Below are 24,504 nucleotides of genomic sequence, written 5' to 3'. Positions count from 1 at the left end.
TAGCTATCCTACTCAATATTAACTTCTACATTAGACATAAACCCATCCAAATTCTATGTCAACTGACCATAACCACCACGATCCGGAAGCTAAACAAACCATTCTCAACAACATTGAGGAGTATGGCTGCCATCTTGTTTTGATTGAAGCTGACAATTATTTGCCTGCCTTTGTTTACTCGATCGGACTTTATAAAAACTTTGGGCATCCTGAAATTATTTGCTTTGGCTTAAAGACTGATGTAATGGGTAGAATCATCAATCACGCATGCGATCTCATAAAAGCAGGCGAAACACTCAGTGGTGGAAAAAGTTATAGTGATTTTTTAGATGGATATGAAGTTCAGTTTTTACCTGTTGCCAAAGACTTTTATCCAGACTATCTTGGTTATGCTGGTTGGTTCTATGAATGTTCATGGGATTTCAGTGCACTTCAACTTGTTTGGCCTGATAAGCAACACCTGTTTCCTTGGGAAGAAGATTTTAATCCTAACTGGAAGTTTAAGCAGCCACTTTTAGACAGGAATACTGATTTTAAATTTTATGAGGAGAAAAATCTAGGCATATTTACAACATGGCAAGCTTTTGAGGGCGATCCTATTTTATATGTTTATCATGATAAAGATGGGGATTGGCAGTTTCATACCAGCTCGACACCCAGCTTAGCAGATAGCAAGATGGTTTGCCTTGAAGAAATTACAAAACTAGATCCATCGATAAACGAGATTTACCATCTACAATTTGGCTGGCACGCATGGAGAGATAGTCCTCAAGGAGAATGGAAATATGAAGAAGATCTAGATGACAAAGAAGAAGATATATAATATGATATTACTTTGTCCTATTATATAGGTAGCTCTTGTAAGCCGCTCTTTTCTGTCAATTGACTAAGCCATTGGTCTGGCTGTTGAACTACAAATTTTTCAATTGTACCACCTGCTGTTGTCACAGCTAAACCGTTGTTTACAATTCCTAACGTTTTATATCGGTCCGCTTTATCAATGTCTGATAAACGCATTGATAGCTCATGATTTTGGATATTGTACTTATGAGATTTAAATACCAAACGTTTGTTTGTCAGATATAATTTTCCACCTACACCTTCAGCACCTTTAAAATGATTGGCGCCTGTTTCAAATAAAATGGTTTCATCTACAGCTGTGTCAATTCTTGTAGCTTGCGTTACATGTTTAGAACGAACAAACAGTCCCATTATCCATCCAAATAGCAGTCCTGATACACCACCTCCAAACAAGCCAAAGAAAATTATTAGAGCTATTTTTTTGCCCGTCAGGTTATCATCTGTCAACAGGTTTTGCAGAATGAAGAATAAACTCATTGTAATTCCATAATAAACCCCTGACTTAACTTGACTTCTCTTGTCCATCTTATAAAATTAAAGGGTTTATTCGTATGGCTAAAGATTTAAGGTACTACAGACCATAGTATCTTCTCCTCTTTGTGCCCGGTTCATTGAGTGTTGAATATTCCCGACCTTTCTCCCAATCCCAACTTCCCAATCCCTTCTTCTTCCTTTCGCATTTCGAATTTCCCCTTTTCGTTTTTTTCCTCCTTCCTCTTTTTTTCCTTTCCCTCTTTTCGTCTCTTAGCTTCCTTGTTCATTATTCCTTTCCTTTCCAACTTTTCAACCTGTCAATCCTTCTCCTCCTCATCCTCCCCAATCCTAATAATCCTAGTTCTATTCCTACTTTCTAAATAAATAGTTATCCTTGTACTTAAACCATCTGAAGTATGAGAATTCTAAAACGCATTGTATTCTTTTTGTTAGCCTTTGTGGCGCTGGCCTTAATCCTGGCTTTGTTTGTTAAAAAAGATTACGCGGTAGAGCGTGAGATCACCATCAACAAACCCAAGGAAGAAGTGTTTGCTTATGTAAAGTCCCTGAAAAACCAGGACAACTTCAGCAAATGGGCTAAGCTGGATCCTGCCATGAAAAAAGCATATAAGGGTACAGATGGAACTGCAGGTTTTGTTTCAGCATGGAAAAGTGAAAAAAGCGATGTGGGTGAAGGCGAACAGGAAATCAAAAAGATCACCGAAGGTGAAAGAATAGACTTAGAGATTCGTTTTAAAGAGCCAATGGAATCTACCAGTCAATCATATATGATCACAGAAGCGGTAGACAGCAAACACACAAAAGTAAAGTGGGGTTTTACTGGTAAAATGAATTATCCTTTTAACCTGATGTGCCTGTTTACAAGCATGGATGAAATGGTAGGACCTGATTTTGAAGAAGGACTTAATAACCTAAAAGGAGTATTAGAGAGATAATTGAGTAAAGTCATATTGCTTTTGCCAGAAATTGAAATTAATTTCAGGAAGTCCCACATTCACTGTGGGATTTTCATTCTAATCACCCTAATCATTCTTTTTTACTATGCTTACCACTCCACTTAATTCCTCCCTGGAGAGCGAATTCCAAAAAGGACTCTATGCACTTAAGCTAAAACGCTTTTATCAGCAACGAAAAGTAAAGAATCATACCCGTGCACTTGTCAGCATTTCTATTCTATTCCTTGTTGCTGCTGCCTTCAACGGATTTCCGATTTTATATCTTGGCATCGTTACTTTTCTGTGGGTGGTATTTGGGCTTTCTAACCTGATAGATGCTTTTTTTCTTAGCCGCGCAGAGCGTCGGCTAGGGGACGACGTGGAATTCTCGTTTAATCCCAGTTTCCGTACTTCGGTAGCGTTCGATTCAAATGAGGTTAGTACTATTGTACGAATGCTCCCTGAAAGAAAAACCACGCTTACGTGGAAACAATTTACAGGCTATATTGACAGTGGCGAGGTGTTGCTCTTAGCAACAACAAACCCTAAGTTACACTGGTCCTTTACGCGGCAGGAAATGGGCGATGAAGCTTATGATACATTACGAACACTGGCCAAGGTAAAATTACCCGCTCTAAAAACCTATTATGACCAAAGAAATGAGTGGTGGCGATTTTTAATGAGCGGAACCTTATAACTTTTAAAAGGAAATCCGAATAGGGTAATAACCTTTTAAGCTGTATAAGATTACTATCTGCAACTTCTTTAAACAAATAAAAAGCCCACACTTTGGTGTGGGCTTTTCTATATTCTACTATTTTAAATTCTACATAAGGCCTTACATGAACTAGTGAACTTGTCTTCATTCAAACTACTTCACCGTGGACTGTTGCCTGTCAACTGTGGACCTCTTCTTACGCCATTACAACCTGGCCATACATTTCTTCACGAAGCTCTTTTACGCGCTTGTCTTCCATGTATTCATCAAACGTCATCAGGCGGTCAATGATACCCTTAGGCGTCAACTCAATAACACGGTTGGCTACTGTTTGTAAGAACGTGTGGTCATGAGACGTTAACAACACAATACCAGGGAAAGAGATACAGCCTTCGTTGAAGCTTTGAATAGATTCCAGATCCAGGTGGTTCGTCGGTTGGTCCAGTACTACTACGTTTGGATTCTGCAACATCATACGGCTAAGCATACAGCGAACCTTCTCTCCTCCACTCAATACGTTTGTCTTCTTCATGATATCATCACCGCTGAACAGCATCTTACCTAAGAAACCTCTTAAGAATGGCTCGTCAGCATCTGTTACATGCGGTGGCACGTATTGGCGCAACCAATCCATCAGGCTCAGACCATTTTCAAAAAACTCGCTGTTCTCTACCGGCAAGTAAGCCTTTGTAATGGTTGTACCCCACTCAAACTTACCACCGTCAGCTTTCAGATTGTCGTTGATGATCTCAAAGAAGTTGGTTACCGCCAATGGGTCTTTACTTAAGATGGCAATCTTCTCGCCTTTGTTCACACTAAAGGTTGCTTTATCAAACAACTTACGGCCTTCTACAGAAGAAGAAAGGTTTTCTACGTTCAGGATCTGGTTACCCACCTCGCGCAATGGCTGGAAGATAATACCCGGATAACGACGGTTAGAAGGCTCAATCTCTTCAATGTTCAGTTTCTCTAACGCCTTCTTACGAGATGTAGCCTGCTTAGACTTAGAGGCATTGGCCGAGAAGCGGGCAATGAAGTCTAAAAGGGCTGCTCTTTTCTCTTCTGTCTTCTTATTTCTATCGCTCAGCTGGCGGGCCATCAATTGAGACGACTCGTACCAGAAAGTATAGTTACCGGTAAATACCTTGATCTTAGAACGGTCTACGTCGGCTACGTGGGTACAAACCGCATCCAGGAAGTGACGGTCGTGGGAAACCACCAATACGATGTTCTCGTAGTCGGCCAGGAAGTTTTCTAACCAGCCAATGGTTTCAATATCCAAACCGTTGGTAGGCTCATCGAGCAGCAGGATGTCTGGGTTACCAAACAGTGCCTGTGCCAACAACACACGCAGTTTCATGTTAGAAGGGATGTCCTTCATCAGGCTCTGGTGCATCTCTTCTTTGATACCCAGATCGCTCAGGAAGGTGGCGGCATCACTTTCAGCGGTATAACCACCCATTTCACCAAACTCGGCTTCCAGGTTGCCGGCGCGCATGTAATCGTCTTCCGTAGCATTAGGATCGGCATAGATAGCATCCTTCTCGTGCATCACGTCCCACATTTTCTTGTGGCCCATCAGCACGGTATTCAATACAGTCACCTCGTCGTAAGCAAATTGGTTTTGCTTCAACACCGCCATACGCTCACCAGGAGAAATAGATACCGAACCTTTGTTGGGTTCAATTTCTCCTGATAAGATTTTTAAAAAGGTAGACTTACCGGCTCCGTTGGCACCAATGACGCCATAACAGTTGCCTTTCGTAAAATTGATATTTACCTCGTCAAACAACACCCGCTTACCAAACGAAAGCGATACATTATTTACTGAAATCATAGTTAAGTAGAGTTACAAGTTCACAGGTTTACAGGTTCAGCTAACAGCTTGTTTTTCAACACTTAAGCTTATCAACCTTTCTCCTATTCCCTAAAATGCGTGCAAAGGTAGCAAAAATGGCCCTTGTATATAGGTTCATTACGTTATATAATAGATAAATAAAAGGCCCGGAAGCCGGGCCTGTAAAGAAAATGAACACCTGTGTTAACCCTTTTATGGCTTTTTAGGTAAATGGGCAATAATCTCCACTTCTACCATTGCTTGAGGCATTACTAGCCGTTGCACCTGCACCCAAGATGCTGCTGGGTAGTCCCCTTTATAATAAGCTTTGCGAACAGCATTGTTCTGTTCTACTGCAGAGATATCTGTAGTAAATAATGTTTCCTTAACCACGTTTTGGAAACTAGCACCATAGGCTTTTAGCGCAGACTCTATACCCCGGTAAAGACTTTTTAACTGTGCACCCATATCCTGCCCCATCCCAGGTACTCCAGAAATGTAGAGCACATTATCAATCAACACCGCCTGGGCATAGCCATAGGTAGTGTCTTGCTGGCGACCGCCCCAGTGAAATTTCTTTTTGGTAATAGTATCGCTTTGAGCAGAAACAATTGTTGAAAAGGAGCACAGGCCTAATATGAATAAAGCATAAATAAATTTCATAAACAGTTTTTTGCAAGGTTAGCAGGATTAAGTTCACCTATACCTACCAGTTATCCATTTTTCACCTTTATTAACCTTTTTGCCTTTTAGATAAGGCTATACCATTTTGGCTATGGCAGCAAACTTGTAGTACAGGCTACAGAAAAAAGGCAGTCATGGTAAAAACGATTATCGGAATAATGGTGGTAGGAATAATAAGCTGTACCAACAATAGCAACACCCATACAGATGCTACCGGCACAGTAGAGAGCATAAAAGATACGAACCACCTAATAACAGATTCTGTAAAAATGCCGGATACTACTACTGCAGACATTGATGCTATGAAAAAAAGAAACTGATGCGTCTGAGCCCATAGATTAACTAAGAAAAACTCAATACTGCATTTAAGAAAACAGCATCGATTACCTAAACTTAAATAATGACGATATGTTCACACGGCTATTCGCGCTTTTATTTTTGATAAGTCTGGCCAGTTGTGCAGACGATGCGGATACTAAGACAGAGCGCAGTACAGACAGTAGCGCACGTAAAAGCATTGAGCCTTCTGCCATAATAAATGACTCAACCCGTCTACCAAATGACACCTCAGCCATTACGGTTACCAACTAAGCGGCAGGTGATTGAGGAATGGCTGGTTGTTGTATGATTTCCTTATCAATCTTTCGAAGATTGCGTTTTTCCATGCGGCGAATAAGTTTCAACGAAATAAACAGCCAGATCATACCAATGCAGTAACCGGCTATGACATCGCTGAAATTATGAGCACGCAGGTAGATGCGGCTAAAGCCAATAATATTGATCCATAACAGCAGCAAAACGATAATAGTCCACTTGGCTGACTTGTCTTTTATTAAGTGCCAGGTAAGGTAGATAAGCAGGCCATAAAAGGTGACGCTCATCAGTGCGTGCCCGCTGGGAAAGCTCAGGCCTTTAAACTCCTGCAAGATGGGATTCAACGGGCGCGGACGGCCAAACAAGTGTTTGAGACCAAACATCAGCGCCAAACTGCTGAGCGCTATGGCCGGTACTTTTATCGAATACCATTTATGGCGGCGAATAAAAAGAAAGTAAGCAATAAGAAGTAGATTGGCGGGAATAAGGAACTCGTGCTTACCAAAAAAGGTAACAAAGCTCATTATGCGCGTATTTTGTGGCGTTATAAAAGGCTTTATTCCTTCAAATACTCGTTGATCAAAGCTCTCATCGTCCAATAGGAAAATGCGGCGATAGATCAATGCAAACGCTACAACTGAACAGGCAAACAGCCCAAGGATCATGATCATCTCTACTGATAACAAGGCCACACTTGCCCAAAACTTCTTTACCCGCTTAGATATCCTTTTAATCATACTTAAAGCGCTGCAAACAATATGCAAGAAAAAAAGCCGCTGGGCAAAGCGGCTTTTAATACGTTAAGGAATACAGCTTGAAATCGGGTAGCCGGGTGTTTATAAATCCGAAAATTAAAATATCGAAACCCGGATGCTGCAATGGTATTACTGTAAGGTAATGTCGTACCTCTTGGCAAACACTTCCTGTTGTTTCAGGAATACGTCATTCAATGCTTCCAGCTTTTTCTTGATTGCTTCAATAGTAGCAGCCTCCTGTGTTTCCATTGCTTCTGTAAAATCTTCGTGTTTTACTGTTATGAGGGCTGTTAAGCTTTTATAATCTGTATTAACAATACCTTTCATCTCGGTAGCAAAACTGACAAAGGCCGTTTTAAAGAAATCGTCGTCAAGCTTTTCAATGCCTTTCACTTTGCCAATAAGGGAATCGGTATGAGTGGAAAAAGAGGTGATCTCTTTTTGTAAAACTGCTGCACCTTCTGGCTTACCGGTTTGGTCGTTAAAGGTTTTATCTAATTTATCGTAATGCTTTAGCAGGTCTTCGTGTGCATTATAGATCTCATCGTGATATTTTAAGGAATTAATGCCAGAACAGGAAACCAAGGCAACCAAAGCCAAAAGAAAAGCAGTTATAGTTTTCATAGAAGTAAGTTTTACCAAATCTAAAAATGAGAACTAACGTTTACGAATATGTTTTTTTATTATGCAATGGTAGGCGCTTCGCGCTTTATTATTTCACGCAGAGCAAAGAAGAAAAGGAGAAGAAAATTAGAGCTAAGATTCATAGGATGAGAAGGATGAAGAGGAAAGGGTTGACTGGTTGATAAGGAAAGGAATGATGAAGGAATTGGAAATTAGGGATTTGGAATTGAGGAAGGGAGGAATGTTCAATTCTAAACGATCAATAATCAATGATTATTAATGAATAATTATTGATTATTGAAGAAGGGTGTAAATAGAAAAGCACTCCTTAAGTGGAGTGCTTTTGTTTTATAAGATAGTTTGGTCTTCTGTGCGTTGGCCTTCTCCCCTTTAGGGGCCGGGGCGTGCGTTTGCCTACTCACCATTCACCACTCACGTTTCACGGCTCTCTCTTCATTACCCTATATCTTCAAATACCAGAGCAGAATGAGGAAAACAAGTAAGAAAATAATGGCGTCAAATAGATCTTTACCATGGTCTTTTTCAATGTTTCTAGCTTTCAGTTGTTTTTGTTTCATAGCAGGGTACGTTTAAGTCGTTAAGAAAACACATAGACTATTGGATGCTATGATTTTTCAGGGACTAGTTGCACGTTAGTTGAAAACGGAACGTAGTTAGCAAGAGATTATTGGTTCTTACAACGAAAGGCTTTCTTAGGTAATGGTGTAGGTGGGTGTTAAACCTGAAGCAAAAATGGAAAAGGATTTTAATATGGTCAATCGGAAAACTACGTATTGTTGAGTTTCCACAATGATTTGGTACTTCTTGCGCTTTAACTGTGGATAAATTAGCTCTCATTCCCCACTTTTCTGCACATACTTTTTGACTAGTCATTAGTAATTCAGTAGCTGCTACTGTTCAAAAGTTTACATGTTTACTTGTTTAATAACGCTACCACGCACTAAAAAGACTTTTACATTCTTTTCATTGAAGAGGTATATAAAACATGTGAACTTGTGAACTCATAAACTTTTAAACTGCTTAGTACAACACCTGGCAGTTGGAGCAAAAAAAGCTCCTGCGTGGCGTAAGCCCTGTATGCTTTTTTACGAACGGTAACTGGCAGCGCAGACATTCTTTCTTTGTATGCGCCAGCCAATGCTTACGCAACGTGCCTTCTTTTTTCCAATGATAAAAATCAAAACTATAGTTTCGGGCTTCTTCTATTAGTTGGTTAAGTTGTTTAGCAGGGAGCGCTCCTGCTACGCTTTCAGGATGTACGTATATGCGATAAAACACTTCGTTTTTAATGATGTTACCTATACCACTAAAAATGCTTTGATCCAGCAAAACATCACAAACCAACCTGTCTGGTGTAGCCTTTAGTTTCTTTTTTGCCTTGTTGGGATCCCAACTGTCTTGCATAATATCGGTGCTCCAATCGTAAAGTGCATCCATATTTGTACCTTCCAAAATCTTAGCAGCGCAATTGTAATTATTCCATTCGCCATTACTTATTTCCAACGCCAGCTTAGGTCGTTTTTCCGGATGTTTGCTATCCAGGTAATAGTTGCCAAACATCAGGTAATGTATGCGTACCGTGCAATCTTCAAAAAGAATCAGGAAATGCTTGCCCCAGGTTTTTAAATCCGTGATACGCTGTCCTGCCAAACGTTCAAACGCAATCTTTTGCGTGCCGTAGGCTGCTGTTACTTTTTTACCAATAAATCGCTGAGCTTGCTCTTTTAAAATCACCAGGCTTGGACCTTCCATAGATCTGTATGTGCAAATACTGTACGAAGAAGGAAGCTGCGAGCTATTAGCTGTGAGCTATGAGTAAAAAAGAGAGGGTCAAATAACTATAAACGCCATCTATTCTTACAACTGGTAACTCACAGCTCTTAAACTCACCATTCACTATTCACCACTCGCCTCTTCCAGCCCTTCTACAGCTCTACATTTTAGCATTTTATCAATAGCGAATGGCGTGATTTTTTTGTAAATTTAGAGACTATGGGCAAGCCTGTTTTTACTACTAAATCTACCACTATACACCGGATAGATTATAATGATAAGGAGAAGTCGATGGAGATCGAATTCCGTAGTGGTAACGTGTATCGTTATTACGATATACCGGCCCGTTTATGGAAGGTCTTTCAATTGTATATAGAATGCGAGGGCTCTCCCGGTTCCTTCTTCAATGAATATATTAAAGGGCAGTTTACTTCTGAAAAGATCAAGGATGTGAATGCAGAGGAGGACTAAGAGATTGAAGGAGAGGAAGGAGGAAAAGATAATTAGCTGATTAGCTAATATGAAGATTAGCAGACGATGGAAGAATGATGAGAAAAGAAAAGGAATGTCTATAAAACAAAAGCACTCCGTTGTTGGAGTGCTTTTTCATTTATCAATTTCATCTCTCTTCATTGAACATTGATCGTTGAGAATTGAGCATTGAATATTTCCTCCCTTGTTCATTCATCATTCCTTGTTCAATATTCATAGCACCATTGTGTCTTTGCGGTTCCCTACAATCTGCAATCGTCAATCTAAAATCTACGATCCATTCTCCCCTTTAGGGTGCAGGAGTATGCACAACATCGTCCCTTCCTCTCAACATATTGGAAGCTCCATCCAAGGCATGCTCCAGGTGTAATTCACCTTGTGGTGCTTTAGCTACAGCCTCGCCTTTAGCTTCCTTACCAACAGCGCCTTTTGCTATGGTAACGCCGCCATCTACTGAGAACAAAGCACCAGTAACAAACGAAGCTTCATCTGAGGCCAGGAACAGGTAAGCATTGGCAATCTCTTCTGGTGTACCTCTTCTGGCCATTGGTGTAGCATCAATAATCATTTCTTCATGCCTGGCCTTCATGGGACCGGTTTCTTTGTGTGTCCATGCGGTATCTATAGCGCCCGGACATACACAATTAGCCCGTATTCCGTGCTTGGCCTGCTCTACCGCTATACCGCGCATAAAGGCATGCATCCAGCCCTTGGTAGCACCATAGGGCGCATTTTCTCCCAAGCCGATCTTTCCGGACTCAGACCCAGCCGATACAATACAACCTCTTGTTTTCTTTAGTTCAGGTACAGCATATTTTGTCATGAAGAATGCTGTACGAATATTGTTTTTCAGCAGGTACTCAAAGGCATCAGTTGGGTAGTTTTCAATCAGCTCCATAACAGGAAATACACCTGCATTGTTGATCAGGATGTCCAGCTTGCCATAGGTTGTTACCGCAAAACCCACACATTCCATGGCCACACCCTCATGCGAAAGATCACCTACATACGCAGCAGCTTCGCCTCCTTCGTCCATAATTTTTTTTACTACATCATTGACCGGGTCTTCCGGAAAGCCGCACACCACTACTCTGGCCCCTTCGCGGGCAAATTTTTTGGAAACGGCCTCGCCAATACCTGTAGCGCCACCTGTTACAATGGCCACTTTACCTGCTAGTCGATTCATATGCTTTGTTTTTATGTGAAGAATAAGAATGCAGCAATAGTTGTGCTAGGAGGATGAAAGAGGGAAAGGAGAAAAAGAGGATTAGCTGACGGGAGAAAACAGCTGCACGCTTTACGCTATATGTTACATGCAAAAAGCCTTTTTGAATAATGTCACCTGCACCTAACCATAAAGGGTGTATTACGCACAGGAGGCTTCTAATCTCAAATCCTAAACGACAAATCCTAAATCCTCTAATATGTGGCCACTTACTGGGGGAGTTAAAGGGGTATCCTATTATCCTACTATATACATTCACTATGGACTCATCACTCACCCGCTCATCACTCCTTACTCATTCAATAACCAATGACTTATTGACCATCGACTTTCCTACTGTGGACTGTCGTCCGTCAACCGTGGACTCCGCTCGCAGCTATTCCTCCCATAACCCCTCCTCTATTACTTCGACCAAGTTACCATCGGGATCGTGGAAGTAAAACGAGCGCAAGTTGCCCTTCCATAGATGTTGATGAAGAATAGGAATACTTTTCTGTTGCATCTCTTCTAGTGTACTGGCGTATGCGTCTTTTTCTACTTCAAAGGCCAAATGCACACTCCCCGTAGCGCCATGTGGTGGCAGCTCGGATTCTTGTTTCGTTTGCGCAGCTATAAAACAAAGCAGTACCGACTCACCGGCACGGAAAAAGATATGGCGCCCCTGTACTTTGCTAATGACTGGCAATCCTAATTGACCATTGTAAAACTGTTCTGTTTGGTCCAGGTTAGTAACATAGATACAAGTCTCCTTTATTCTAGCGATGCGCATAGCGGCTGTGCTTTAATTTAAGCATAAAATAATAGGGCCAATTTAAACCCGGCAACGTGTATAGGGTAAGGTTTTTGATTACTACACTATCGCTTCTATTAGGAAGACTAGCCCCTTGCTCAATGTTGAAACATTGATTAAGTTTGTTTAAACATCAAAATCAATAGCTATGGCAATTCTTTGGAAGATCGACCCGGCACACTCAGAGATTCAATTCAAGGTAAAACACCTAATGATCACTACCGTTACAGGTTACTTCAGAACATTTAACCTGGAAGTAGAAACGGAAACTGAAGATTTCCACACAGCAAAACGAATTGAGTTTACCGCTGACATCGATTCGATTGATACCAACAACGACCAGCGCGACACACACCTGAAATCGGCCGACTTCTTTGATTCAGCAAATCACGACCAGCTTCGTTTTGTAGGTGGCAAATACGAAAGCCACGGTGATGAAGCCAAGCTTCACGGCGACCTTACCATCAGGGGCATTACCAAACCGATCACACTAGACGTAGAGTTTATGGGCACCGTAGTAGATCCTTACGGCCAATATAAAGCAGGCTTTACTGTAAAGGGTAAGATCAAACGTAAAGAATTTAACCTGACCTGGGATGCCGTTACTGAAGCGGGCAGTGTAGTGGTTAGCGATGATGTGCGTCTAATGGCAGAAGTACAATTGATAAAGCAAGGATAATTATACTCTTTTCAATTAAGAAGTGCGTATTTAGTTGGCAGAAGACAGTTGGCAGTTAGCAGGGAACAGCCTCTAATTGCCGACAGTTGACTGTCAACTATTAACCGTCAACTGTCTTCTCATTTACTGCGCTTTTTAATTTCTATTTCTTTTTGCTTAACCACTGCAAGGCAGCCTGTACGGTGGGATCGTCGGCTGGGCTGGTGTAGTTGTCATTGTCACTTTTCACATACACATCGGGTACTACTATTTGCGCCTTATTGATCTTCTGTTTATAATCGGCTACATAGTTTTCTACCAACAGGCAATAAAAAGCGTTTGTGGTTAACAGAAAGCCATTTGTGGCATTACACACTCCTATTGTCTTCTCCCCAAATAAGCGGGTATTGGATCTTGAAGAAAGGGCCATTGCTAAAATCTCGCCCGAGCTGGCGGTACCAGGTCCAATTAAGACAGCAATACGCATACTAGGGTTAGTGGGCGCGCATAAACGATCCGGAATGGCGTGCTGTTGATATGCTAACGTAGCACTATCGCTTTCCTTTTTTAGGATTTTAAACTGGCTGTTAGCGCCATAAGTAGTATAACTCTTACCCAGTAAGGGTTTGAGTGCTTCAAACATAGGTGCACTATTACCGCCATTGTTCATACGCAGATCAATGATCAATGATCGGGGTTGTAGTGCCAGCAGTTTGCACAACGAGTCGGAGAGGTTATTGGCCCACTCTTTCATCTTGGCGGTATTGCTTCCAATTTGAACCGATGGCATCTTATAGTAACCTACCTTATTGGCTAACACTTCAACTTTTATAGATCGCGGCTTTTTATACTCCGCTAAAATCCCTTTGCTCAAAACCCTCGTCTCTCCGTCAGAATACCGGTAAAAACTATCATTCGTAGCCACGAAGCCATGCTTGTCTTTCAATTGTGAAAAAGCCCAGATAATGGAAGCATCCGCTTGCTTGTAGGTAGTAGCGGTTTGAGAGAGGAGGTCTACACTATCTTGTACCTGCTTCCAGTTTACAGTAGCAGCATAGAGCGAATGCTCTTTAAAAACCTGAATAGCCGAATCAATATAGCGTGTCACCGAGTCAGGGCGCTGGGCAGTACTTTCCAGCGTACCTAACAAACTTGCTCCAATAAGAAATAGCTTAAACCTCATAATAGAAGATTGGTCTTATAGCGGGTGAAATTATAAAACTCAGCCTTTCTGCACCCTTATATGTGTTCCAGTCGTCATATTTAGGGTTGAATTGCAAAAAGTCTTCTTTAACAGCTTTCTTTTACCACTGTTTTAAGGATGCAGAAAGGCTGGAACAAGCTTTGCAGCAATCAATTCCTAACGCTAAACCGCTGGCAATGGACAACAATACAATTATTGACACCTGGATCGGTTACAAGATGAGCAATGGCGAACGCGAGGACCATAAAGAGGAAAAAGACGCTTCTCGCTGGACCTTTAAAGCCGATGGTACGGTTACCTACCAACTGGCCAACGAAACAAAAGACAAACTGGAGCGACATTGGAAAATAGAATACCGCGAAAGCGGCGCCGTTTTATTTATTAATGATATTGAAACCTATCGCATTATTACTTTGGAAGACGGCATTTTAATCCTTGAAAGCATTAAAGGAGACGGCATACGGCATTTTTATGCCAATGAACATACTTACCACCAACAAAGAGAGCAGTTGCCGTAGGGTCAAGGGAAAGTCCACAGCCGACAGATGCCAGTCCACAGAAAGAAAACCAGGATTAAGAGGAAAGGGTTGACAAGGAAGAAGTCAGAGGGTGGTGATTTTACTATTTTTCCACATCCCGCAATTCCTTATCGGCACTGAAAAACCATAAGTTTTTGCTCTCTTGTCCACTTTACAGCTACCGGCAGAACTTATGAGCTATTTAAATATAAGATAGCGATAGCGCCCCAAAGTGTTCGAATAAAAGGGGTATAAACCTACCTTTGCGGCCCTTAGACCTTTAAACCACAGCGAAACAAAAAACGCATTAAGCCGGTATTAATCAATGAAGACACAGGTAAAGCCGCCCAGGAAGTATTTTATCACCAGAAGGTTAGACGCTTTTTTTGCAGGTGTTTATAATGCCTTTCACTTTGTTGCCCGTTTCTTCAAAGAGCTGGTGCTGCCACCCTTTGAAGGAAAAGAAATCATCCGGCAGTGCTATGAGATCGGTTATAAATCGCTGCCATTGATTACCCTAACCGGCTTTATTACCGGTTTTGTATTTACCAAGCAGTCGCGCCCTTCACTTTCTGAATTTGGTGCTACCTCCTGGCTGCCTTCACTGGTGGCCATTGCCATGATCCGCGCCCTGGCTCCGTTGGTGACCTCGCTGATCACAGCTGGTAAAGTGGGCTCAAATATTGGTGCAGAATTAGGATCTATGAAGGTTACTGAACAAATTGATGCCATGGAAGTGTCGGCCGTGAACCCGTTTAAGTTCCTGGTGGTGAGTCGTGTGGTGGCCACTACGTTAACCATCCCCATGCTGATGATGTATACCGCCTTTGTGGGACTAATGGGATCTTACCTGGATATTCACCTGAATGAGCTAACGAGCTTCACTACCTTTTTACAAAAGGCTTTTGAAAAGATCACCTTTTTGGATTTTCTTTCCTCATTGATAAAAGCTATTGCTTATGGCTTTACCATCGGCATTGTGGGTTGCTATCAAGGCTATAAAGCATCGCAAGGCACCGAAGGCGTGGGTCGTGCCGCCAACAGCTCAGTGGTGATTTCTATGTTCCTGATCTTTATTGAAGAGATCATCATTGTTCAAATTGTAAACTACTTCCGCTTCCTATAACTATAATGTAACATGCAACACCAAAGCCCGTATATCGATTGCAATGTGGAGATGATTACCATCCAGGGACTGTACAAGTCCTTTGGTGACAATCATGTGTTAAGAGGCGTTGACCTGAAAGTGTGCAAAGGGGAAAACCTAGTGGTATTGGGACGCTCGGGTACCGGGAAATCAGTACTCATCAAGATCATTTCCGGTCTGCTAAAGCCTGATGCCGGAACGGTGATCGTATTGGGCGAAAATGTGGTAGACCTGAATGAAAAAGAACTTCGAGAGCTTCGCCTTAAGATCGGCTTCTCCTTTCAAAGCAGTGCCCTTTACGATAGTATGACGGTGCGTGAGAACCTGGAGTTTCCGCTGGTACGTCACCACCGGAAACTAAGCAAAGCCGAAGTGAGTCGTTCTGTAGAGCGGGTATTGGATGCGGTCGGTTTGTCGCAAACCATCAACCAGATGCCATCAGAACTGTCGGGCGGACAGCGCAAGCGGATTGGTATTGCACGCACACTCATTCTGCAGCCACAGATCATGCTTTATGATGAGCCTACTGCTGGATTAGACCCTATTACCAGTGGTGAGATCAACCGGCTGATCAATGAAGTGCAGCGCCAATTTCATACTACCTCTATCATCATCACCCACGACCTGACCTGTGCTAAAGAAACCGGTGATAAGGTAGCCATGCTACTGGACGGCCGCTTTGTAAAACAGGGAACGTTTGAACAGGTATTTAACGCACAGGACGAACGGATCAAAAGTTTTTACGACTATAATTTTATACAGTAAGTATTTATGAATAAAAGAGCAATCACAGTAGGTATTTTCATTTTTATAGCACTGGTTATTTTCATTGCCGGTGTACTGGCCTTAGGTGGTCAGAATAAAACCTTTGCCGATACCATTAGCGTAAGAGCCATCTTTAACGATGTGAATGGTTTACAAACCGGCAATAATATCTGGCTGTCTGGTGTTAAGGTGGGTACGGTTAAAAAACTCAACTTTATTTCCAATGCACAGGTGGAAGTGACCTTGAACGTAGAGGAAAAATACCAACAGTATGTTCATAAAGATTCCAAAGCTAAAGTTGGATCGGATGGCTTAATTGGTAATAAGATCATTGTTATTTATGGTGGCTCACCACAATCGCCTGTTGCACAAACCGGCGATATACTAGGTGTTGAAAAAGCACTGAGCATGGACGATATGATGAGCACCTTGCAGGAAAACAATAAAAATATCCTGGCCATTACTACCGATTTCAAGGAAGTAAGTAAAGGCATTGCTGCCGGACAGGGTACACTGGGCAAGTTGTTGAAAGATGAAGGCATTGCCAACCAGGTAGAATCGATGCTGATTTCATTGAGAGGCACTTCTTCAAAGGCCGATGCAATGGTTGCTGATATGGCGGACTATGCTTCCAAGCTGCAAGCCAAGGGTTCACTGACCAACGATTTGATCACCGACACGGTTATCTTTAGCCGCTTACGTTCTACTATGGCACAAGTACAGCAAGCTTCACTCACGGCAAATGCTATGATTGAAGAATTGCACAAAACCACACAACGCTTAAATACCAATCAAGGTGCAGTAGGTGTATTACTCAATGATGCAGAAGCTGCCGCCCAATTGAAAGAAACCCTCCGCAACCTTCAATCCAGCACAGAAAAGCTGGATGAGAATATGGAGGCTATGCAACACAACTTCCTATTCAGAGGCTACTTTAAGAAAAAAGACAAAGAAGCCGCCAAAGCCAGTAAAGCCGCCGCTTCGGCACCGCAATAAAATAAAAAAGCCACAAGCCATACCGTTTGTGGCTTTTTTATTTACTGTACCTATTGACAATTCTTGTTAATGAAACGAATACGCCTGCTCGCTTTGTTGATTCTTTTCTGAATAGGAAAAAGGCGTTGATAAAGAAGTTGGGATTACGATTTCCAAAGAGAAGCGAATGAAGAAGTTGTGTTAGTTTCTCTTGAATATGTAGCACTCAATGCTTGTCCTGCTTTTACGGAACGCACCAGCGTAGGTCGGTTCAACACTTTTCTTCTTCTCTTGTTTTCATTGTTTTCTTTACGCATTTCCATAACTCACGTTTTTCTTTTACTCTTTTCAAAACCGTGCCAAAACAAGAGCTATACGTATGAAACCATACCTGAAAAAGCCTTATTCTACAGGGATTTATACGTTCATTCCTCAAAATGTTGACACTTAGAAACAAACTAGCACATAATATCCTTTTGAATTAAATAGACTGGTAGTGTGGAGAAATTCGAATACCGACAAATTCCAAATATCAAATCTCAAATTCCCAATGTATATAATACTGGCTTGGTTATAGCTATCTATTAGTAGATATGCTTAACAGTGTGTTATGAAAAGAGTAGATCAGATAGCCATCTTATTAAGTGTTACCTTATTATTGACCATTAAGCTTCGTGCCCAGGATACCACCCGAGTAAATCCGGCTATTACCGTTCAAGTGAACCCACAAACAGAACAATACCTTTTGGATTCGCTGAATAAAAGCCCTTTCTACTATGCCCTGAAGAAACGGTATTATAAAGACGAAGCTGATACTTCCCACAAAGACAAGATTGGCTTTGCCATCAGACCCAGCCTCAACATTGGTGTAGGCTACCGTGTTCGTCGCTATAAAAACAAAGAGCCCTTTGCCTATGAGCAAAGCCTGATCGCTTATTATGGTATTAACCGCAACTCATTTGCCATAGAATACCAAGGTCTGTGGAACCAAGTAATTGGTAAATGGAATATAGCGTTGACCGGTAGATTAGATATCCCCAACTCGGTTTATTTTTTTGGTGTAGGTAATGAAACGCAAAAGCGCGATGATGTCCGTAACAAATACTATCGCTTATATAGTACAGAGTTTTATAGCGCCGTTGGTATTAATCGGTTGTTCAATCATAAACATTTTATTGAATTCAGTCCCTTTTATCAAAATGTAAAGATTCACCCTGATGAGAATCAATACATCCACGACTACATGGATAACCTTTCACCAAAAGATTTAGAGATAAAACATTTTATGGGTGGCACTGTCACTTACGCCTATGCGAAAATGGACAACGCTATTTCACCCTCCAGAGGCTTTGTGTTTAACGCTGCCGCTTCTTATGTAAAGAATGTGAAAAGCACGGATGTAAATGATGATGGTAGAGATTTTACTCGCTATACTTCATCAGCGGCTGTATACCTGCCCTTATCCCGGGTTATCACATTAGCCCTAAGAGCAGGCGGTGCCACTATTCAAGGTGATCCTGAATTTTACCAGTTGAACCGCCTTGGCGGAAATGAAAACCTGCGCGGCTTCCGCCGGCAACGCTTTTATGGTACACACACCGTCTACAACAACAATGAGCTGCGTTTCCTATGGCCTACCCAAAACCGTGTCTTTGATGGCAAGGTGGGCTTCCTGGCCTTTGTAGATGATGGTCGTGTGTGGCAACCTGGTGAGAAATCCAATACCTGGCATGCTGGATATGGCGGTGGCCCAGTGATTCAATTCTTTAATTCATTGCTGGTCAATGGAACCATTGGCTTCTCAAAAGAAGACCTGGTGTTCCATGTAAGGATGGGCTTCCTTTTCTAACCGCGGATTTAATGGATTGATAGGATTAGCCCGATTACTTACCTGAATGTTTAAGATAGGTTCCCTTATTGAGCTGGCTTTTACTGATTAGCGATTTTCATTTCAGGGATCTAATGAGCGACCAGCCTTTATATGCTTTATTTTTAATGTGTTAAGGCTATTTGCTAAGACTATACCTTCTTGTAGTGAAAAATAATAATGCAATGCTCTCTTTAGTGTTTTGTAGTAAATCTTACTATACAAATACTGTGCTTTTGCAATAAGCCATTAGCCTGCGTTTGATGCTGATGCTAGCTTTGGTCTTGTGATACTACAAGATCTTTTACAAATGCTAACATCTAAAAACAGGCTACTATGAAACCAATTATTTTACTGCTTATTGTATGCCTATCATTTAGCAAGTCTCTAATGGCACAACTCCAAAAGGACAGTTTACATAAAGCAACTAACAGAGCACATTATCTCAAACTAAGTAAGACACAAAAGACCCAGGCTTCTGTATTGCTTGCCACTGGCGGTGTTACGCTGGCGCTTGGTGGTTATATCTGGTATCTGGCACCTATTGCGGGTATTTCAGAAACGGGTGATGTTGAGGGAGCCGTACGCACAGGGAAAACACTTGTGGTGGTTGGCTCCGGTTTGGCGGCCCTTAGCATTCCGTTATTTCAGGCCAGTAGGGAAAATCAAAGGAAAGCGGAATTGTATGTTGGATCTGCTCCGCTGGATTTTCCATACAGAACATCTAAAGAGATGCTCTGTATGGGTATAAAAATTCCTTTGCTTTAATGGTTAGAACTTTTACCTGTGCGCTATCATACACCATGGATAGTATTATAAGAGCTAGAGATATTCCACATCTTAGTAAAAACTTCTTTCCTGATGCCTCTTACTGAGATATGTGATATCTGGGCGTTGAATTTCAAATTCCAAATCTCAAATTCCCAATGGAGTTATCATACATCTCAGGCTAATTCACTTATTAAAAATTATAGTTGGCCGTATATATTTTTCCACCCTTCATTACAAAACGAGTATTCAGCAAAGCATTGATGTTAGTATCCAGGTCTCCATCAAAAGCCACGATATCGGCAAAAGCACCTTTCTTTATAACACCTATTTTATCCTTCCAGCGCAGGTGTGTTGCTGCGTTTAAGGTTGCCGCTTGCAATGTTTCCTTAATGGTCATACCTGCCTGTACATAACCAATGAGGGTGCGTTTAGAAACTTCTGCCATGGGAAACGACGTTGATACATAATCGTCGCTTCCGGCCACGATGGTAACACCTTTTTGACGGATGCGCTGTAGCTGCGATACTTTGTATTTGTTATAAGAAGCTAAGATCTGTGGCGTTCGCTTTATCTCTTCCGGATCACCCAGGTTGTTCAGTTTTACAAAATCAACCATTGTGGCACTGTCTGAAAACGTAGGCACCATTACCACATTTTTCTTTGCCATCAATTCCAGTGTTGTATCGTTTAAGCGGTAGCCATGTTCTATGCCATCTACGCCACCCGTTACAGCATTCCAAACAGCGGTATTATCTGTAGCATGTGCCGTAACACGAATGCCATAGCGGTGTGCTTCTGTTACAATGGCCTTGATTTCGTCTACCGTAAGCATGGTTTTATTGGGTGTGTTATTGGCATAGATCTTAATTACATCTGCCCCCTGTGTTATATTTTCTCTTACGGCTTGTACAGCATCGTCGCTACCTTTTACAATGCGGTATTCATCATTGGCCAGGTCTCTGTGTTTGTAGATAAGACCTGGAAACTGACCGCCTTCTGTCGATAAGCCTGGCCCGGAACAACGCATACGAGGGCCCGTTACCAGTCCTTCATTGATGGCACGTTGTAAAGCCACATCGCCAAAGTTTCCGGAATTACCCAGGTCCTGCACGGCTGTAATACCACTCTCCAAATAGGCTTTGGCACGTGCCGCTCCATAAAGCGCCCGGTAGGCATCGCCTTCCAACGTTAACATCTTAGCCATATCCATGGCAGGTGGGTTATTGCCCGGATGAATAACCTCTCTATACAACAAATGGGTGTGTGCATCTATTAGTCCTGGCATTACGGTAAAGCGGGAAAGGTCAATTACGGTAGCATAGGTTTTCTGGTCGGCAGCAGTAAGATCACTACTGTTTTTAACCGTGTCAATCTTTTCACCTTTTACTAGTATGACCTTATTGGTTTGAAACGTTCCGGTCTCGCTGTCAAACAATTTGCCCGCCTTGATCTGGTAGGCATTGGTTTGAGCATGACTAAAAAAGACGCCTCCATAAAACAGGGCAGTTAGTAGTAACTTTCTCATAGCGGCTAAAATAAGCAAGGCTTATTTATACTACTGAGCCATTTGCATCAATTGAAGACAAAAGGGTGTAAACGGTAAAATTTAGAACTTATCAAACCATAAATCATTAAAACTCCTTCTACCTTTGCGCCCTCACATCATGGAACAACATACGTTAAAGCAATGGCAGGTCTTATTCATGGCCTTGTGTACAGGATTGATTGTAGCTAATATTTACTACTGCCAGCCCCTGGTAGTAATGATCAGTAAAGAGTTTGGTGTATCAGAAAGCAAGGGCGGTACCATTACCTTTTATACCCAGTTGGGCTATGCCCTGGGACTCCTGTTTTTTGTGCCCTTGGGCGACATGCTGGAAAAGCGTAAGCAAATTGTGTTTACCACGGCGCTTACAGTGGTTTTCTTGATTATGGCAGCCTTGTCTACCTCGCTTGCCATGCTTAGCATTGCCAGCTTATTGATTGGTGCCACTTCGATAGTACCGCAACTCATTCTTCCCCTGGCCGCTCACCTGGCGCCTGCGGAAAAGCGCGGTAAGATCATAGGCACCATAATGAGCGGATTGCTGATTGGTATTTTAATATCGCGTACCATCAGTGGCTTTATCGGTGCCTGGCTGGGCTGGCGCGGTATGTTTTGGATAGCGGCCTCTTTATCCACAGCACTGATGATTGTTATGCAGTTGGTTTTTCCCAAAGTGCCATCGCATTTCAAAGGACACTACGGAAGCCTGATGCGCTCATTGCTTACGCTTATTAAAGAGCAGCCTATATTGCGTGAGGCCGCCACCATCAATGCCTTAACCTTTGCGGCTTTTGGTTTGTTCTGGACAACGATGGTGCTTCATTTATCAGAAGCGCCGTTTTCCTTCCATTCCGATCAGATTGGCTTGTTTGGATTGGCAGCGGTAGCTGGTGCGCTCATCGCCCCACTTGTAGGCGGCTCTGCCGATAAGGGCAACCCACGCGTAGCTATTGGTTATGGCCTGTTGATTGTACTCGTTTCTTTTGGCCTGTTCTACTTCTTTGGTGCTACCATTATAGGTATGGTCATCGGTATTATTTTGCTGGACCTGGGACAGCAGTCGGTTCACGTATCCAATCAAACACGCGTATATGCCCTGAAGCCAGAGGCGCGCAACCGTCTGAATACCGTATACATGACCGTTAGTTTTATTGGCACCTCTATGGGTTCTGCCATTGGCCTGTGGGTATGGGATAAGGCGCAATGGACCGGCGTGTGTATTACAGGCGCTACCTTTCTTTCATTGGCGTTCCTGGTGTATGTGTTAACGTACAAGCATGTGGCAAAGGAGGTGAGGCTTTAGTCCCCTCCTATTAGCCATTCAAGCTATTGAAGACCTACTTACACAACGGAATTTTAGCCCGCACGTAAAACTGTAGTTGTTCGGTTCGGGTATTATAAATATCCCCAAGGGCATGTTTATGCACAGAGCCTGTTTGTACTTGCTCAAATTTAACCAAGTAGGGCTCTGCACCTTCAGCAGCGGGCTGTTGCTCATCTTTTGTCATGTGCAGGTATTCAGCCTTGCCGCCATTGATATAATTCACACCCAGGTCAAGATAGTAGGTTCTGTGCGCGGTGGGAATTTTAATGGCCATGCCACCATTGGCGATGGCTACAGCTGCATAGTCGCGCAGGATACTTTCTTTATCCAGCGGATGGCAACCATTTTCATCTTCGGGGTCAAGCAAGGTCATTAATGTTTTATACTTTATATAGCCACCTTTAACGGCCACATAAGGGCTCACATTCTTATCTCGCAAGGGGGCAATGCCAACCCCAGGTGTAAACGTAAAAATAGAGCTGGTATAATTGACTTTTTGTTTGGTCACATAGCCATCGTCAGGACTCTCTACATCCTGCTCGACTGTTTTTAAATCAAAAACGCTCCACGACAAATCGGCCACTACATAAAACGGTGACTTTTTAAGTTGGTGCTCATAGCCAAGCATCAGGCCGAAAGCATTTTTCAATTTTTCTTTTTGAGGACCCACTGGTACATGAGTGCCGAAGCCGGCTGTCAGGTATTGCGCCTGAAGGGTTAGCGTAATACTGCTAAATAGAAGGAGTAATAAGGCTTTCATAAAAAGAGCAGTCTGGTGTCTACTAAATTACACTAAGAACTTGGCTATTAAAAGAGCGCTTTTAACCTTGTTGCACCTATTTTAATCGAAAGCAGCTCTGCTGTTTTCTTATTATTTGTACTTTCCTAAACAACAAAGGCGCTGGGCCTACCGTTTAAGAAGTAAAAGTGTTTGTAACCACTTCTTTTACGATCCCTCCCACGTTGTAAACAACTATCCACCTATATAGCCGTTTACAAAAGCGGTTTGAAAGTTAAAGCCACCAAAACAATGAAACAGTTTATTACCTGTCTTTGTTTTTTGTTTGCATCCGTTATGGCGCAAGCACAAGACGCTGCAGGCGTAACAGTAACACAAGACACGGTAAACAAACAACCCCTTATTAAACATATTGTCCCAAAACTGGCAATAGGTGTAGCCTATGCAGCTACTGTGTACACCGTATATAAAACGGCCGACCCTGAGATTCAAGATGAGTCGCAGGAGGGCAAGACGGCCTTTAAGTCCGATATCTCCCATTCGGTTTCGCCGCTAGGCTTGGCCACAACCAATATGATTGGCAGTGTATTGGTAACAGGCTATGGTATGCTTTCCAAAAACCCTCGTTTGCAAAAGGCAGGTGTATTGTTGATGGGAAGCCTTGCTGTAAATGGTTTTGTTACCGCTACCCTTAAAAAGCAGTTTCAGCGCTACCGCCCTTCTACCGGCAAGTCCTTCAACACTTTTGATGGTGATGATGGTCCAGGCATTAACCAGTCTTTCCCTTCTGCCCATACCTCCAATGCCTTTACCACGGCTACCATTTTTGCCTCTATCTATAAAGACAAGAAATGGGTAGCGCCCTTTGCCTATGGTATGGCCACCATGGTGGGTCTTTCCCGTATTTATGACAATGCACACTGGGCTTCGGATGTGATGACCGGAGCAGCAATAGGATTTCTAAGTGCCAAATCGGTGTTACTGTTGGATAAGGTATTATCCAACCACCATATTCATATTTATCCACAGATAGGGCTTAAGCAGGCGGGGGCAGCTATGGTGTATCAGTTTTAGTGCAACAATTACTTTTAATAAACCGCAGAGAAAAAGCAATTGCTCCCTGCAGTGGTAAGCCATTGAGTCGCGCTTTTTTGGTTAACGCTTTTAGTTAAAACATGCGCTTTTC

Annotated in this window: 27 protein-coding genes; 15 read left to right on the top strand and 12 right to left on the bottom strand. The window is 42.4% G+C overall.

All coding sequences use genetic code 11. The features are described 5' to 3' along the window. Window positions 1–55 precede the first annotated feature (55 nt). The gene (locus tag SY85_RS16510; protein WP_066405985.1) at window positions 56–823 is read left to right on the top strand and encodes a DUF4262 domain-containing protein; all 768 of its coding nucleotides are present in this window, start codon (window positions 56–58) and stop codon (window positions 821–823) included. A gap of 20 nt (window positions 824–843) precedes the next feature. Here SY85_RS16510 and SY85_RS25185 read toward each other — a convergent pair whose 3' ends face one another. Next, entirely contained in the window at window positions 844–1,386 is a 543-nt protein-coding gene (locus tag SY85_RS25185) for a PH domain-containing protein (RefSeq protein WP_082886519.1), read from the bottom strand. 365 nt (window positions 1,387–1,751) lie between these two features. On the opposite strand from SY85_RS25185, the gene SY85_RS16500 reads away from it, so the two are divergent. Next, window positions 1,752–2,291, top strand: a complete 540-nt coding sequence (locus SY85_RS16500; protein WP_066405984.1) for an SRPBCC family protein — start codon at window positions 1,752–1,754, stop codon at window positions 2,289–2,291. A gap of 106 nt (window positions 2,292–2,397) precedes the next feature. After that, the gene (locus tag SY85_RS16495; protein WP_066405983.1) at window positions 2,398–2,988 is read left to right on the top strand and encodes a hypothetical protein; all 591 of its coding nucleotides are present in this window, start codon (window positions 2,398–2,400) and stop codon (window positions 2,986–2,988) included. Window positions 2,989–3,205: 217 nt separating this feature from the next. On the opposite strand, the gene SY85_RS16490 is transcribed toward SY85_RS16495, so the two are convergent. Both SY85_RS16490 and SY85_RS16485 read right to left on the bottom strand, forming a co-directional pair. Beyond that, window positions 3,206–4,846, bottom strand: a complete 1,641-nt coding sequence (locus SY85_RS16490) for an ABC-F family ATP-binding cassette domain-containing protein (RefSeq protein WP_066405982.1) — start codon at window positions 4,844–4,846, stop codon at window positions 3,206–3,208. Between the two features lie 213 nt (window positions 4,847–5,059). Continuing rightward, window positions 5,060–5,509, bottom strand: a complete 450-nt coding sequence (locus SY85_RS16485; RefSeq protein WP_066405981.1) for a RidA family protein — start codon at window positions 5,507–5,509, stop codon at window positions 5,060–5,062. A 155-nt stretch (window positions 5,510–5,664) separates the two neighbouring features. Between SY85_RS16485 and SY85_RS16480 the strand changes: the two genes are divergently transcribed. Further along, on the top strand, window positions 5,665–5,850 hold the full coding sequence (locus SY85_RS16480) for a hypothetical protein (protein WP_066405980.1): 186 nt from the start codon (window positions 5,665–5,667) through the stop codon (window positions 5,848–5,850). A gap of 88 nt (window positions 5,851–5,938) precedes the next feature. Beyond that, window positions 5,939–6,121, top strand: coding sequence for a hypothetical protein (locus SY85_RS16475; protein WP_066405979.1), 183 nt, complete (start codon window positions 5,939–5,941; stop codon window positions 6,119–6,121). Here SY85_RS16475 and SY85_RS16470 read toward each other — a convergent pair. The 3 genes from SY85_RS16470 to SY85_RS16460 form a co-directional block, all read right to left on the bottom strand. Then, window positions 6,118–6,861 carry a phosphatase PAP2 family protein gene (locus SY85_RS16470; protein WP_066405978.1) on the bottom strand — a complete coding sequence of 248 codons (744 nt, stop codon included), beginning with the start codon at window positions 6,859–6,861 and terminating at the stop codon, window positions 6,118–6,120. The two genes, SY85_RS16475 and SY85_RS16470, sit on opposite strands and share 4 nt — an antisense overlap. A gap of 147 nt (window positions 6,862–7,008) precedes the next feature. Next, window positions 7,009–7,503, bottom strand: a complete 495-nt coding sequence (locus SY85_RS16465) for an LIC11966 family surface protein (protein ID WP_066405977.1) — start codon at window positions 7,501–7,503, stop codon at window positions 7,009–7,011. Between the two features lie 1,041 nt (window positions 7,504–8,544). Beyond that, window positions 8,545–9,276 (bottom strand): DNA-formamidopyrimidine glycosylase family protein, encoded by a 732-nt coding sequence (locus SY85_RS16460; RefSeq protein ID WP_066405976.1) that lies wholly within the window; start codon window positions 9,274–9,276, stop codon window positions 8,545–8,547. Window positions 9,277–9,516: 240 nt separating this feature from the next. Here SY85_RS16460 and SY85_RS16455 point away from each other — a divergent pair, with 240 nt between their 5' ends. Beyond that, complete coding sequence (locus SY85_RS16455) at window positions 9,517–9,768, top strand: KTSC domain-containing protein (protein ID WP_066405975.1); 252 nt, start codon at window positions 9,517–9,519, stop codon at window positions 9,766–9,768. A 310-nt stretch (window positions 9,769–10,078) separates the two neighbouring features. Here SY85_RS16455 and SY85_RS16450 read toward each other — a convergent pair whose 3' ends face one another. Both SY85_RS16450 and SY85_RS16445 read right to left on the bottom strand, forming a co-directional pair. Then, complete coding sequence (locus tag SY85_RS16450) at window positions 10,079–10,975, bottom strand: SDR family NAD(P)-dependent oxidoreductase (RefSeq protein WP_066405974.1); 897 nt, start codon at window positions 10,973–10,975, stop codon at window positions 10,079–10,081. A 415-nt stretch (window positions 10,976–11,390) separates the two neighbouring features. Further along, complete coding sequence (locus SY85_RS16445) at window positions 11,391–11,783, bottom strand: VOC family protein (protein WP_066405973.1); 393 nt, start codon at window positions 11,781–11,783, stop codon at window positions 11,391–11,393. 169 nt (window positions 11,784–11,952) lie between these two features. On the opposite strand from SY85_RS16445, the gene SY85_RS16440 reads away from it, so the two are divergent. Continuing rightward, a complete protein-coding gene (locus tag SY85_RS16440) occupies window positions 11,953–12,483 on the top strand; it encodes a YceI family protein (protein WP_066405972.1) in 531 nt (176 codons plus the stop codon). A 142-nt stretch (window positions 12,484–12,625) separates the two neighbouring features. Here the strand turns inward: SY85_RS16440 and SY85_RS16435 are convergent, their stop codons facing one another. Further along, a complete protein-coding gene (locus tag SY85_RS16435) occupies window positions 12,626–13,645 on the bottom strand; it encodes a S41 family peptidase (RefSeq protein WP_066405971.1) in 1,020 nt (339 codons plus the stop codon). Window positions 13,646–13,842: 197 nt separating this feature from the next. On the opposite strand from SY85_RS16435, the gene SY85_RS16430 reads away from it, so the two are divergent. The 4 genes from SY85_RS16430 (at window position 13,843) to SY85_RS16415 (ending at window position 17,092) form a co-directional block, all read left to right on the top strand. Beyond that, window positions 13,843–14,184 (top strand): lipocalin family protein, encoded by a 342-nt coding sequence (locus SY85_RS16430; RefSeq protein WP_148661224.1) that lies wholly within the window; start codon window positions 13,843–13,845, stop codon window positions 14,182–14,184. Window positions 14,185–14,509: 325 nt separating this feature from the next. Beyond that, on the top strand, window positions 14,510–15,310 hold the full coding sequence (locus SY85_RS16425) for an MlaE family ABC transporter permease (RefSeq protein ID WP_066405969.1): 801 nt from the start codon (window positions 14,510–14,512) through the stop codon (window positions 15,308–15,310). A 12-nt stretch (window positions 15,311–15,322) separates the two neighbouring features. Continuing rightward, complete coding sequence (locus SY85_RS16420; RefSeq protein ID WP_066405968.1) at window positions 15,323–16,096, top strand: ABC transporter ATP-binding protein; 774 nt, start codon at window positions 15,323–15,325, stop codon at window positions 16,094–16,096. Window positions 16,097–16,102: 6 nt separating this feature from the next. Beyond that, window positions 16,103–17,092: an MlaD family protein gene (locus SY85_RS16415; protein WP_066405967.1), complete on the top strand. Its 990-nt coding sequence runs from the start codon at window positions 16,103–16,105 to the stop codon at window positions 17,090–17,092. Window positions 17,093–17,235: 143 nt separating this feature from the next. Here SY85_RS16415 and SY85_RS25690 read toward each other — a convergent pair whose 3' ends face one another. Beyond that, window positions 17,236–17,394, bottom strand: coding sequence for a hypothetical protein (locus tag SY85_RS25690; protein WP_158512991.1), 159 nt, complete (start codon window positions 17,392–17,394; stop codon window positions 17,236–17,238). Between the two features lie 287 nt (window positions 17,395–17,681). Here SY85_RS25690 and SY85_RS16410 point away from each other — a divergent pair, with 287 nt between their 5' ends. Both SY85_RS16410 and SY85_RS16405 read left to right on the top strand, forming a co-directional pair. Continuing rightward, the gene (locus SY85_RS16410) at window positions 17,682–18,920 is read left to right on the top strand and encodes a BamA/TamA family outer membrane protein (RefSeq protein WP_066405966.1); all 1,239 of its coding nucleotides are present in this window, start codon (window positions 17,682–17,684) and stop codon (window positions 18,918–18,920) included. A 354-nt stretch (window positions 18,921–19,274) separates the two neighbouring features. Then, window positions 19,275–19,706, top strand: coding sequence for a hypothetical protein (locus tag SY85_RS16405; protein ID WP_066405965.1), 432 nt, complete (start codon window positions 19,275–19,277; stop codon window positions 19,704–19,706). A gap of 193 nt (window positions 19,707–19,899) precedes the next feature. On the opposite strand, the gene SY85_RS16400 is transcribed toward SY85_RS16405, so the two are convergent. Continuing rightward, a complete protein-coding gene (locus SY85_RS16400; protein WP_066405964.1) occupies window positions 19,900–21,234 on the bottom strand; it encodes an amidohydrolase family protein in 1,335 nt (444 codons plus the stop codon). A gap of 139 nt (window positions 21,235–21,373) precedes the next feature. On the opposite strand from SY85_RS16400, the gene SY85_RS16395 reads away from it, so the two are divergent. Then, window positions 21,374–22,558, top strand: a complete 1,185-nt coding sequence (locus tag SY85_RS16395; protein ID WP_066405963.1) for an MFS transporter — start codon at window positions 21,374–21,376, stop codon at window positions 22,556–22,558. A 34-nt stretch (window positions 22,559–22,592) separates the two neighbouring features. On the opposite strand, the gene SY85_RS16390 is transcribed toward SY85_RS16395, so the two are convergent. Next, on the bottom strand, window positions 22,593–23,339 hold the full coding sequence (locus tag SY85_RS16390; RefSeq protein ID WP_066405962.1) for a hypothetical protein: 747 nt from the start codon (window positions 23,337–23,339) through the stop codon (window positions 22,593–22,595). A 270-nt stretch (window positions 23,340–23,609) separates the two neighbouring features. Between SY85_RS16390 and SY85_RS16385 the strand changes: the two genes are divergently transcribed. Continuing rightward, window positions 23,610–24,392, top strand: a complete 783-nt coding sequence (locus SY85_RS16385) for a phosphatase PAP2 family protein (RefSeq protein WP_148661223.1) — start codon at window positions 23,610–23,612, stop codon at window positions 24,390–24,392. Window positions 24,393–24,504 lie beyond the last annotated feature (112 nt).

The organism is Flavisolibacter tropicus (genome assembly GCF_001644645.1).
Classification (GTDB): Bacteria; Bacteroidota; Bacteroidia; order Chitinophagales; family Chitinophagaceae; genus Flavisolibacter; species Flavisolibacter tropicus.
This window is presented reverse-complemented; position numbering and strand designations above follow the sequence as displayed.

Bases quoted from the DNA above. Each gene is read 5' to 3' on its own strand.
- SY85_RS16510 (WP_066405985.1), top strand. From the start codon at position 56: ATGTCAACTGACCATAACCACCACGATCCGGAAGCTAAACAAACCATT.
- SY85_RS25185 (WP_082886519.1), bottom strand. From the start codon at position 1,386: ATGGACAAGAGAAGTCAAGTTAAGTCAGGGGTTTATTATGGAATTACA.
- SY85_RS16500 (WP_066405984.1), top strand. From the start codon at position 1,752: ATGAGAATTCTAAAACGCATTGTATTCTTTTTGTTAGCCTTTGTGGCG.
- SY85_RS16495 (WP_066405983.1), top strand. From the start codon at position 2,398: ATGCTTACCACTCCACTTAATTCCTCCCTGGAGAGCGAATTCCAAAAA.
- SY85_RS16490 (WP_066405982.1), bottom strand. From the start codon at position 4,846: ATGATTTCAGTAAATAATGTATCGCTTTCGTTTGGTAAGCGGGTGTTG.
- SY85_RS16485 (WP_066405981.1), bottom strand. From the start codon at position 5,509: ATGAAATTTATTTATGCTTTATTCATATTAGGCCTGTGCTCCTTTTCA.
- SY85_RS16480 (WP_066405980.1), top strand. From the start codon at position 5,665: ATGGTAAAAACGATTATCGGAATAATGGTGGTAGGAATAATAAGCTGT.
- SY85_RS16475 (WP_066405979.1), top strand. From the start codon at position 5,939: ATGTTCACACGGCTATTCGCGCTTTTATTTTTGATAAGTCTGGCCAGT.
- SY85_RS16470 (WP_066405978.1), bottom strand. From the start codon at position 6,861: ATGATTAAAAGGATATCTAAGCGGGTAAAGAAGTTTTGGGCAAGTGTG.
- SY85_RS16465 (WP_066405977.1), bottom strand. From the start codon at position 7,503: ATGAAAACTATAACTGCTTTTCTTTTGGCTTTGGTTGCCTTGGTTTCC.
- SY85_RS16460 (WP_066405976.1), bottom strand. From the start codon at position 9,276: ATGGAAGGTCCAAGCCTGGTGATTTTAAAAGAGCAAGCTCAGCGATTT.
- SY85_RS16455 (WP_066405975.1), top strand. From the start codon at position 9,517: ATGGGCAAGCCTGTTTTTACTACTAAATCTACCACTATACACCGGATA.
- SY85_RS16450 (WP_066405974.1), bottom strand. From the start codon at position 10,975: ATGAATCGACTAGCAGGTAAAGTGGCCATTGTAACAGGTGGCGCTACA.
- SY85_RS16445 (WP_066405973.1), bottom strand. From the start codon at position 11,783: ATGCGCATCGCTAGAATAAAGGAGACTTGTATCTATGTTACTAACCTG.
- SY85_RS16440 (WP_066405972.1), top strand. From the start codon at position 11,953: ATGGCAATTCTTTGGAAGATCGACCCGGCACACTCAGAGATTCAATTC.
- SY85_RS16435 (WP_066405971.1), bottom strand. From the start codon at position 13,645: ATGAGGTTTAAGCTATTTCTTATTGGAGCAAGTTTGTTAGGTACGCTG.
- SY85_RS16430 (WP_148661224.1), top strand. From the start codon at position 13,843: ATGGACAACAATACAATTATTGACACCTGGATCGGTTACAAGATGAGC.
- SY85_RS16425 (WP_066405969.1), top strand. From the start codon at position 14,510: ATGAAGACACAGGTAAAGCCGCCCAGGAAGTATTTTATCACCAGAAGG.
- SY85_RS16420 (WP_066405968.1), top strand. From the start codon at position 15,323: ATGCAACACCAAAGCCCGTATATCGATTGCAATGTGGAGATGATTACC.
- SY85_RS16415 (WP_066405967.1), top strand. From the start codon at position 16,103: ATGAATAAAAGAGCAATCACAGTAGGTATTTTCATTTTTATAGCACTG.
- SY85_RS25690 (WP_158512991.1), bottom strand. From the start codon at position 17,394: ATGGAAATGCGTAAAGAAAACAATGAAAACAAGAGAAGAAGAAAAGTG.
- SY85_RS16410 (WP_066405966.1), top strand. From the start codon at position 17,682: ATGAAAAGAGTAGATCAGATAGCCATCTTATTAAGTGTTACCTTATTA.
- SY85_RS16405 (WP_066405965.1), top strand. From the start codon at position 19,275: ATGAAACCAATTATTTTACTGCTTATTGTATGCCTATCATTTAGCAAG.
- SY85_RS16400 (WP_066405964.1), bottom strand. From the start codon at position 21,234: ATGAGAAAGTTACTACTAACTGCCCTGTTTTATGGAGGCGTCTTTTTT.
- SY85_RS16395 (WP_066405963.1), top strand. From the start codon at position 21,374: ATGGAACAACATACGTTAAAGCAATGGCAGGTCTTATTCATGGCCTTG.
- SY85_RS16390 (WP_066405962.1), bottom strand. From the start codon at position 23,339: ATGAAAGCCTTATTACTCCTTCTATTTAGCAGTATTACGCTAACCCTT.
- SY85_RS16385 (WP_148661223.1), top strand. From the start codon at position 23,610: ATGAAACAGTTTATTACCTGTCTTTGTTTTTTGTTTGCATCCGTTATG.